8 protein-coding genes are annotated in these 8,835 nt (G+C 47.8%); 5 read left to right on the forward strand and 3 right to left on the reverse strand.

What is annotated here, in order from left to right:
- The first annotated feature begins 213 nt into the window (after positions 1-213).
- Entirely contained in the window at positions 214-1,215 is a 1,002-nt protein-coding gene (locus E1919_RS24605) for a sugar phosphate nucleotidyltransferase (protein ID WP_162056072.1), read from the forward strand.
- A 70-nt stretch (positions 1,216-1,285) separates the two neighbouring features.
- On the opposite strand, the gene E1919_RS24610 is transcribed toward E1919_RS24605, so the two are convergent.
- The gene (locus tag E1919_RS24610) at positions 1,286-1,942 is read right to left on the reverse strand and encodes a 2OG-Fe(II) oxygenase (RefSeq protein WP_162056073.1); all 657 of its coding nucleotides are present in this window, start codon (positions 1,940-1,942) and stop codon (positions 1,286-1,288) included.
- Between the two features lie 275 nt (positions 1,943-2,217).
- Here E1919_RS24610 and E1919_RS24615 point away from each other — a divergent pair, with 275 nt between their 5' ends.
- The 4 genes from E1919_RS24615 (at position 2,218) to E1919_RS24630 (ending at position 6,445) form a co-directional block, all read left to right on the forward strand.
- Positions 2,218-4,422 (forward strand): prolyl oligopeptidase family serine peptidase, encoded by a 2,205-nt coding sequence (locus E1919_RS24615; RefSeq protein WP_162056074.1) that lies wholly within the window; start codon positions 2,218-2,220, stop codon positions 4,420-4,422.
- 143 nt (positions 4,423-4,565) lie between these two features.
- A complete protein-coding gene (locus E1919_RS24620) occupies positions 4,566-4,976 on the forward strand; it encodes a hypothetical protein (RefSeq protein ID WP_162056075.1) in 411 nt (136 codons plus the stop codon).
- Positions 4,977-5,126: 150 nt separating this feature from the next.
- Positions 5,127-5,867, forward strand: a complete 741-nt coding sequence (locus E1919_RS24625) for an acyl-[acyl-carrier-protein] thioesterase (protein WP_162056076.1) — start codon at positions 5,127-5,129, stop codon at positions 5,865-5,867.
- Positions 5,868-5,971: 104 nt separating this feature from the next.
- Positions 5,972-6,445, forward strand: coding sequence for a GNAT family N-acetyltransferase (locus E1919_RS24630; protein WP_162056077.1), 474 nt, complete (start codon positions 5,972-5,974; stop codon positions 6,443-6,445).
- An 84-nt stretch (positions 6,446-6,529) separates the two neighbouring features.
- Here the strand turns inward: E1919_RS24630 and E1919_RS24635 are convergent, their stop codons facing one another.
- A complete protein-coding gene (locus tag E1919_RS24635; protein WP_162056078.1) occupies positions 6,530-6,859 on the reverse strand; it encodes a DUF4286 family protein in 330 nt (109 codons plus the stop codon).
- A 441-nt stretch (positions 6,860-7,300) separates the two neighbouring features.
- Positions 7,301-8,548, reverse strand: coding sequence for an MFS transporter (locus E1919_RS24640; RefSeq protein ID WP_162056079.1), 1,248 nt, complete (start codon positions 8,546-8,548; stop codon positions 7,301-7,303).
- Positions 8,549-8,835 lie beyond the last annotated feature (287 nt).

Genomic DNA, 8,835 nt, shown 5'->3' on the forward strand with positions numbered 1-8,835 from the left:
CGGATAGTATCTGTACTTTAGCTTTGGCAGCGTTTCGATCAGCAGGAGTAAAAAGGCGCGGTGAGTAAGTAATAGTGGCACTGCTTTCTGCCTATACCTGCTCCAAAATACGCCTGAGGCCTTCCTTCTTCTTATAAATTCCCTGAACCTGATGCCACTGCTGCCGTTGAAATGACAGGTATATTTTAATATATTGCAGGAAACGTAACATATATGAAAGCAATTATTCCGGTAGCAGGCGTAGGTACAAGGCTAAGGCCACACACGCATACTCAGCCAAAATCGCTGGTGCCTGTGGCGGATAACACTATTCTGGGCCATATTATTGAGAAACTGCTGGAGGCGGACATTCGGGACTTTGTTTTCGTGATTGGCTATTTAGGAGAGAAAGTAGAGCATTATGTGCGCCACAAGTATCCGCAGATAAACGTTGAATTTGTAGTGCAGGAACCGCGGGAAGGCTTAGGCCATGCCCTTTGGGTTGCCCGCCACACTTATGCGCAGGAAGAAAGCGTGCTGATTATGTTAGGCGATGCCATTGTGGACGTAGACCTGCAGGCCATTATCAAAGCACCCTATTCCGTTTTAGGGGTGAAGAAAGTGGCCAAACCATCCCTTTTCGGTGTAACAGAGGTGGGCACGGATGAGTTTATCACGAAACTGGTAGAGAAACCTAAAATCCCGAAATCTAACTTCGCCTTGGTAGGTCTTTACAAGATTGTGCAGCCGCAAAAGCTGGTAGATTCGCTGGAGTACATTATTACCGAAGACATCCGCACACAGGAGGAATACCAACTCACAGACGCACTGATGCACATGGTGAAGAAGGGCGAGAAAATGGTGACCTGGAGCGTGGACCACTGGTTTGACTGTGGCCGCAAGGAAACGCTTCTGGAGGCGAACGCTACTTTACTGAACCGCCAGAAGCACCGGGATCAAAAACTGAACGAGCATTTTCCCGGCTGCATTATTATTCCGCCTGTCAGCATTGGCAGCGACTGCGCCATCTACAATTCTATTATCGGGCCCAATGTGGCCATCGGCGATAACGCCACCATTGAAAACTGCATTCTGAGCAACTCCATCATCGGTTCCTTTTCCGAGCTGCGCTTTGCCGTGATGCAGGATTCCATTATCGGCAGCGACGCTTCCTTTAAAGGCTTCAGCCATAGCCTCAACATCGGAGACAGCACAGAGATTAATTTTGGACAGTGATTTTGGACAAAGGACAAAAAGACCATCAATAAATCTTTTGTCCTTTGTCTTTCTTCCTTTGTCAGTTTTCCTACAAAAACGTCAGCTCCTTTAGCTGGTCCAGCATCCAGCCCGTGAGGCTGTAGCGGTGGCGGGTGGCAACTAAAACTTCGTGCGGAATCAGGTCGGCGCGGAAACAGGCCAGGCGGCCGGCAATCGGTAGGATGTCGACTTCTTCCTCTTCCCCATTCTCCTTTGGCAGGTATAGCCGCAGGTTACCACCATGCTCCGGCAGCCAGTCCTCATTCAGGTAACAGATAAAAGACAGCTTGCGGTGATCGTTCGTCTTGAACTGGTCGATGTGGCGCTGATAAACAGTGCCTGGCGGGTATACTGTGAAGTGAAATTCATAGTCTTTCAGGCCAAGGTAGCAGGTGCGGTTAATGTAGCGCATCACCTCATCCATGCGGTCCAGGAAAACCTGTGTCGGGGGCAGGGCGTTCTGTGGCTCAATCCAGCGGATATAGTCGCCGCGCACTTCTTTATCCACCTGAAGTTGACTGGAGGCACCGATGCCCGCTTTCTTAAATGTGCCCTGTTCCTGGTGGTGCGCCAGCACATCCAACAGGTTCCGCACCTCCTGCGCCTCCAAAAAATTATCGACAATGGCATAGCCTTTTTCTGATAGTCTGTCAGCTATCTGCTCAAATTTCTGAAGCAATTTTTCGTTTTCCAGCTCTTCAATCATATACTTTGATGCCTTGTTATGTAAGTATTATACTTGATATCGTGAGTTTTGGCTACTTCCTGAGCAAGAAAGGCCGGCAAAAGTAATTACTAAAAGCATTGCTCGTACAAGCTTGAGAACAGAAATTTTCTGTGTCTAAACGCCTGATTTGCAGGAACGAATTGAAGTTCGGAACAAAAGTTGCAGGATGTGCTGCAACAGAGGCTTTGACTAAAATGCGTATATTGCCGATTCTGTTTCACAATACCTTAAACAAATTAACAGGCGTAGCCCTTATGAAGAAAACAACAGTATTGTTGCTTGCCGGCGGCTTCACGGCCGTGTCGGCATGTAAGTCAACACAAACCGATACAACCGCTACTGGCATGACGACAGAAAACACCACAACAGCCGCTGCTTCCAATGCTTCGGCTGAGACAGATTTAGATTATCCTGAAACAAAAAAGATTGACCACATCGACGATTACTTCGGTACACCAGTGGCAGACCCTTACCGCTGGCTGGAGACGCATAACGAGGAGGTAGATGAGTGGATAGAGGAGCAGAATGAGGTAACGCAGGAGTACCTGAGTAATATTGACTTCCGTGATAAGATAAAGTCGCGCCTGACCGAAATCTGGAATTATCCGAAGTATGGTGCTCCTTTTAAAGAAAACGGCAAGTACTACTTCTATAAGAACGACGGCCTGCAGAACCAAAGCGTGTTGTATGTGCAGGAAACGCTAGAGGCGGAGCCGAAAGTGTTCTTCGACCCAAACAAGCTTTCTGAAGACGGAACGGTGGCCCTTACGGCGTTTGCTTTTTCAGAAGATGGCCGTTATATAGCCTACGGCACCTCCAGCGGCGGCTCCGACTGGAACACCTACCACATAATGGAGGCCGCCACCGGCAAGAAACTGGACGACCAACTGGATTGGGTGAAGTTCTCCGGCCCAAGCTGGTATAAAGACGGTTTCTTCTACAGCCGCTACGATGCCCCAACAGAAGGTAATAAACTGGCTAACAAGAACGAGTACCACAAAGTGTACTACCATAAAGTAGGCACGCCACAGAGCCAGGACCAACTGGTGTATGAAGACAAGCAGCATGCTCTTCGCAACTTCTACGGCCAGACCACCGATGATGAGCGCTTCCTGATTTTGAATGTGTCAGAGGGAGCCAGTGGTGCCAACGCACTTTATTATAAAGACCTGCAGGACCCGAAATCAACTATTAAGCCGATAGTGGAGAACTTCGAGTCAGAGTACAATGTGGTGGATAATATGGGCGATAAGCTGCTGGTGATGACGAACAAGAACGCACCGCGCTACCGCCTCGTCCTCATCGACCCGAAGAAACCACAGGAGCAGCACTGGAAAACGGTGGTGCCTGAAAACGAGAACGTAATTACAGGTGTCTCCACGGTGGGAGGCCGCATTATTGTGACCTATATGAAAGACGCTACCAGCCAGGTAGTGGTTTTTGATAACAACGGCAAAAAGATAAACGATGTAGAGTTACCGGGCATTGGCTCTGTAGGCGGCTTCAACGGCGAAAAAGAGGATACGGAAGTATTCTTCACCTTTACCTCCTTCACCTCTCCGCCGACCATTTACCGCTACGATGTGCCGGCTAACAAGGTATCGCTCTTTCGCAAGACGGAAGTGAACATGAACACCGATGCTTACGAAACAAAGCAAGTGTTCTACACTTCTAAAGACGGCACCAAAGTGCCCATGTTCATCGTGCACAAGAAGGGGCTGGAACTGAACGGCCAGAACCCGACCTACCTTTACGCCTACGGCGGCTTCAACATCTCGCTTACACCAAGCTTTAGCATTGCCAACATGCTGTGGCTGGAGAACGGCGGCGTATATGCCGTGCCGAACCTGCGTGGCGGCGGCGAATACGGCGATGACTGGCATAAGGCAGGCATGACGCCGAACAAGCAAAACGTGTTCGATGATTTTATAGGTGCTGCGGAATACCTGATTGCCCAGGGCTACACTTCTTCTGAAAGACTGGCAGTTGCCGGTGGCTCTAACGGCGGTTTGCTGGTGGGTGCCTTGATGACACAGCGCCCGGATTTGGCCAAAGTGGCGATACCTGCCGTGGGTGTGATGGACATGCTGCGCTTCCATAAGTTTACCATTGGTTGGGCGTGGGTACCGGAGTATGGTTCATCAGACGATGCTGCTCAGTTCAGGAACCTGTATGGCTTCTCACCGCTGCACAACATCAAAGAAGGTGTAAAATACCCGGCTACACTGGTGAAAACCGCCGACCATGACGACCGTGTAGTGCCGGCGCACTCCTTCAAATTCATTTCTGAACTACAGGACAAAGGTGCTCCAGGCAATCCCTACCTGATTAGGGTGGATGTGCGTGCAGGCCACGGTGCCGGCAAGCCGACTTCACTGGTTATTCAAGAGTATGCTGACACCTATGCTTTTATTTATGAGAACATGGGCATTAATCCATATCAGAACCAAAACCAGTAAATAAGTACAAGCTGTCTTGATACTATAGCCGCGTTTCCTGTTTCAGGAGCGCGGCTTTTTTTATAGTGTCTTTCCTATAGGAGTATATACCATGATAGGAAGTATAGATTGATATCTATATTTTTACTCTAAAACCTAACCCCATGAAAGCAACTGACAATAACTTTAACCAGCCGCAGCAGGAACTTATCATAGACCTTACTTCACGGCACCTTCTACACACTATCGCCAAGTGGGGCAAACTATTAGCTGTTGTGGCTTTTGTGATGCTAGGACTTGTACTATTGATTGCAGGTTATGAAGGTATCTGGAATGGCTTTGGCGAGAAAGATGCTACATTGGTAATGGTTAAGTTGCTGTATAAGTTGGTCTTCTTTTTTCCGGCACTGTACCTATTCCGGTTTTCAAACAAAATGGAAGTAGCCCTTAACAGTTCTAATCAGGAGTTAATAACAGCTTCTTTGGTAAACTTGAAAATATTCTTCAGGTTTCTGGGAATATTTACTTTGATATTTCTAGTAGTTGGCACTATTAGCATGTTAGTGTTAGATTGATAGCCTGAGTGCATCATAATCATAGCAAACAGTAACGGTATTATCTTCAGTGGCACACCCGGCAACAGGTGTGCCACTGCTTTTTAAGAGGAGCAGAAGTGGCCGCCGCGGCTATTCTTGTGTAACTTAGCGGGCCACAAACCATACACTATGAAAGCAACAGGAGGCTCCAGCGAATTTGCCATCCGCTCACATGAAATAGATTACCGGGGACAGGCCACACTGCCGGCCCTGATCAGCTACATGCACGAAGCTGCTTGGGACAACACCGTTACTCTCGGCATCTCCATGTACGACCTGCTGAAGCATGACATGACTTGGATATTGCAGCGCCTGCGCGTAGAAATGTTCCGCTACCCGAAGCACAGCGAGAAAATAACCGTACAGACATGGGCCTCCGGGCGCGAGCGGATTTTTATGCACCGCGATTTTCGGATTTACAGTGCAGACCAGGAACTGCTGGGGCAGGCGACAAGCGTATGGCTGGTCATGGACATGGTGAAGCGCAAATTGGTAACTCTGCCTGAATTTATAACTGCGCTGGAGGTGGTACCGACTGAAGAACCCTTGCCCTTTGCAAAAGGGAAGCTGCCGCAAATGCAGGAGGCTACGTATGAGGAGCAGATACCTGTTCGCTGGCACGATATTGATCTGAACCGCCACGTAACAAACACCAGGTACTTGCAATGGGCCCTGGACACGCTGCCAACCGAGCTGCTGGAGCAAAAGCAGCTACGGGAAATGGATATTATATTTCGGGCAGAAAGTATTTTAGGAGATACCGTTATCTCAGCCGTAGCACCAGCCGACGAAGAAAGCGTGTACCTGCACAAACTCAGCAGCCAGGAAACAGGAAAAGAACTGGTGCAGGCAAGGTCGGTTTGGAGTTAAAAAGTTAGAAATTTAGAGCGTTAGAAAGTAAAAAAGTTGGGCTGCAGATTAACGGTTTAGCCACATCACTACTAACAATCAACAAATAACAACGAACAATCAAAATGGAAATAGAAATAAGAAAAGGCAACATCGACGATTTGCCACAGGTGCATGCCCTGATTATGGAGCTGGCCGAGTTTGAACGCGCGCCACTGGAGGTGACCAACACGCTGGAAGACCTGGAGCGGGATGGATTTGGCGAAAACCCAATTTATAAGATTTTTGTAGCGGAGGCGGCAGAGGGAATCGTTGGCATTGCCTTATACTATATTGCTTACTCTACCTGGAAAGGAAGAACTATTTATTTAGAGGACCTGGTGGTAACGGAGAAACTGCGGCGTGCGGGTATAGGCAGAAAGCTATTTAAAGCGGTGGCACAGGAAGCCAAGGAATTAGGGGCTAAACGCTTCAGATGGCAGGTGCTGGAGTGGAACGAGCCTGCCATTGCTTTCTATAAGAGCATAGGTGCCGACCTGGATGCCGAATGGATCAATTGCACCCTGACGGAAGAGCAGATTCAGAACTTCAAGGACTAACCCCCATACCTCCGGGAGAAACAAAAAGCCGTGGCACAGCATAAACTGCACCACGGCTTTTCTTATGGTTAAACCTGTTGTCGTTTATTGCTGAGCACGCTCTACATCCGTGTCTATCACCTCCAGCATAGAGCTAAATACCACAAACTTACCTTCATAACGTTTCATGTGTTTGCTCTCAAGAGCCGGGGCATGGTCTCGCTGGTATTCCTCCAGGTCTTGCATGCTGCGGCAGTAGTACTGCACGGCGTATGTGGTACCGCCGTTATCTATTTCGTTTATCAGCCGGGCAACCTGGTTGTTCAGGAAATATCCTTTGCTCATCACCTCAGGTATATGCACTTCTTTCATCCATTGCAGCCACTCCTCGGCTACGCCGTTTTCTATATTTACTGTTATGTTATACAAGATCATATACAAAATTACACAATTTACCCCGATACAGGTGGTTATTCTGGCGTAATTTGCTATCCGCGCTTTAGGTTAGGCGGCAAGAAAGTATAATCAACAGCATCGTTCAAAGCTGTGTTATACCGGAGCTTTCTCCTTCCACTACAGTCTCTGTTATATCTTGTGGCTCTGGCACTCTTTTCTCAATGTATGTAGTATAAGCCAGGTACAGGATCAGCAGAAAGCATAAAGCTGCAATCAAAGCTAAATCAGATTTTTCGGAGGCGGAAATCTTAAGCATAGGCCATTATCATATATCAGATTCCTTATATCTGATATATTACTTATCCTATAGAAATTTAGTTGCTTCTAAGCCCTGCTTATCTATGGCAACAGCAATAAATCGTTGATTTCAGATTATCTATCAACTCACACCCTCACAAAAACATCGTTATAGCTGCATAGCTACGTTACTGGCTCCAGGTAATCCAGGTCTTTGGCGTATGTTTCCTCCAGTGTCAGAATAGAAGCCACTGCAATAACAAGGGTTATTGCTCCCAATACCATCGCTGTTGGTATGAGTCCCCAACCATCTTTGAATGCTTCGAAAGACAAGGAGAGAGGCACTACTGCACCTCGTACAAAATTAGGCACTGTGGTGGTAACGGTAGCCCTGATGTTAGTGCCAAACTGCTCTGCTGCAATAGTAACAAACACCGCCCAATAGCCGCTCGCAACGCCCAGCGCTACACATAATACATAAAATTGATTTAACGATAAGCCGCTACTGAGCAGGTAAAGCGTTACAAGACCAGCCGTAAGAATTAAAAAGACAAGCACGATGATACGCCTGCTCTTAAAGCGCTGGCTTAAATAGCCGCTCAAAAAGTCTCCGACTACAAGGCCGAGGTAGCAGGAAGAAACCGCACGGGCTGCCGAAACTGTTTGCTCTATGCCCATCGCTATACCAAATTCGGGTGAGAAAGTGATGAGGATTCCTACCACATACCAGATAGGCACGCCGACCAGGATGCACTTCAGATACTTCCAGAAACGCTTTGCATTAGAGAACAGGCTGAGGAAGTTTCCACGTGTAACATGGGCAGCGCTTTTCACATTCTCAAACATACCGGACTCATACACGCCAATACGCAGGAAAAGAAGCAGTAAGCCTAAACCGCCGCCAATAAAATAAGCGGTGCGCCAGCCAAAGTATTCTCCTACAAAACCAGCCAGAATAGCCCCGGATATGCCAATGGTAGCCACAATCATAGTGCCGTAGCCGCGCTTCTCTTTTGGCAGCACTTCACTCACCAGGGTAATACCAGCTCCCAGTTCTCCCGCCAGCCCCAAGCCCGCCACAAAACGGAGCACAGCATACATGGGAATAGAAGTTACAAAGCCATTGAGGATGTTTGCTATTGAATAGAGAAAGATAGAGCCGAACAGCACCGACAACCGTCCCCGCTTATCACCTAATACGCCCCAGGCCACACCGCCAATCAGCATGCCCAGCATCTGCATGTTCAGCAGCATCACACCATCCTCCAGCAGCGCCTCCTGGCTTGTGACACCTAAATCCCGCAGGCTCGGGATACGGACAATGCTGAAAAGCACCAGGTCGTAGATGTCTACAAAGTAACCGAGTGCCGCCACAATGACAGAGGCATTGAACAGTATGTTTTTCTTAGAGGAGGTTTTTACGGCAGCCATACATATAGTCGCTTTTCTATCTTGTAAGATAGCTTTTGTAGCGAAACTTGCAAAAGAAAGAATGGCTAACGGATATCTAGGCAGAAGAACTACATCATTATAGCTAAATATAGTATATTCGATAGTCCCGGTTACTTTTATACAACACCTGCTGGGCGGCTAAGAGCATGTTTAAATTTGTAACGTTCTGATTTTTAGTCAATCCGGTTAAGAATGAGCTGACAATTCTGCCATAGTACCCATGCTTCTGCGCTTTTAGTGGTCTTTTCATGGTCTTTGTCGAGCCT

The organism is Pontibacter pamirensis (genome assembly GCF_010015475.1).
In the GTDB taxonomy this organism is placed as follows: domain Bacteria; phylum Bacteroidota; class Bacteroidia; order Cytophagales; family Hymenobacteraceae; genus Pontibacter; species Pontibacter pamirensis.

Excerpts from the sequence above, each read along its gene's own strand:
- E1919_RS24605 (WP_162056072.1), top strand. The coding sequence starts at position 214 with ATGAAAGCAATTATTCCGGTAGCAGGCGTAGGTACAAGGCTAAGGCCA.
- E1919_RS24610 (WP_162056073.1), bottom strand. The coding sequence starts at position 1,942 with ATGATTGAAGAGCTGGAAAACGAAAAATTGCTTCAGAAATTTGAGCAG.
- E1919_RS24615 (WP_162056074.1), top strand. The coding sequence starts at position 2,218 with ATGAAGAAAACAACAGTATTGTTGCTTGCCGGCGGCTTCACGGCCGTG.
- E1919_RS24620 (WP_162056075.1), top strand. The coding sequence starts at position 4,566 with ATGAAAGCAACTGACAATAACTTTAACCAGCCGCAGCAGGAACTTATC.
- E1919_RS24625 (WP_162056076.1), top strand. The coding sequence starts at position 5,127 with ATGAAAGCAACAGGAGGCTCCAGCGAATTTGCCATCCGCTCACATGAA.
- E1919_RS24630 (WP_162056077.1), top strand. The coding sequence starts at position 5,972 with ATGGAAATAGAAATAAGAAAAGGCAACATCGACGATTTGCCACAGGTG.
- E1919_RS24635 (WP_162056078.1), bottom strand. The coding sequence starts at position 6,859 with ATGATCTTGTATAACATAACAGTAAATATAGAAAACGGCGTAGCCGAG.
- E1919_RS24640 (WP_162056079.1), bottom strand. The coding sequence starts at position 8,548 with ATGGCTGCCGTAAAAACCTCCTCTAAGAAAAACATACTGTTCAATGCC.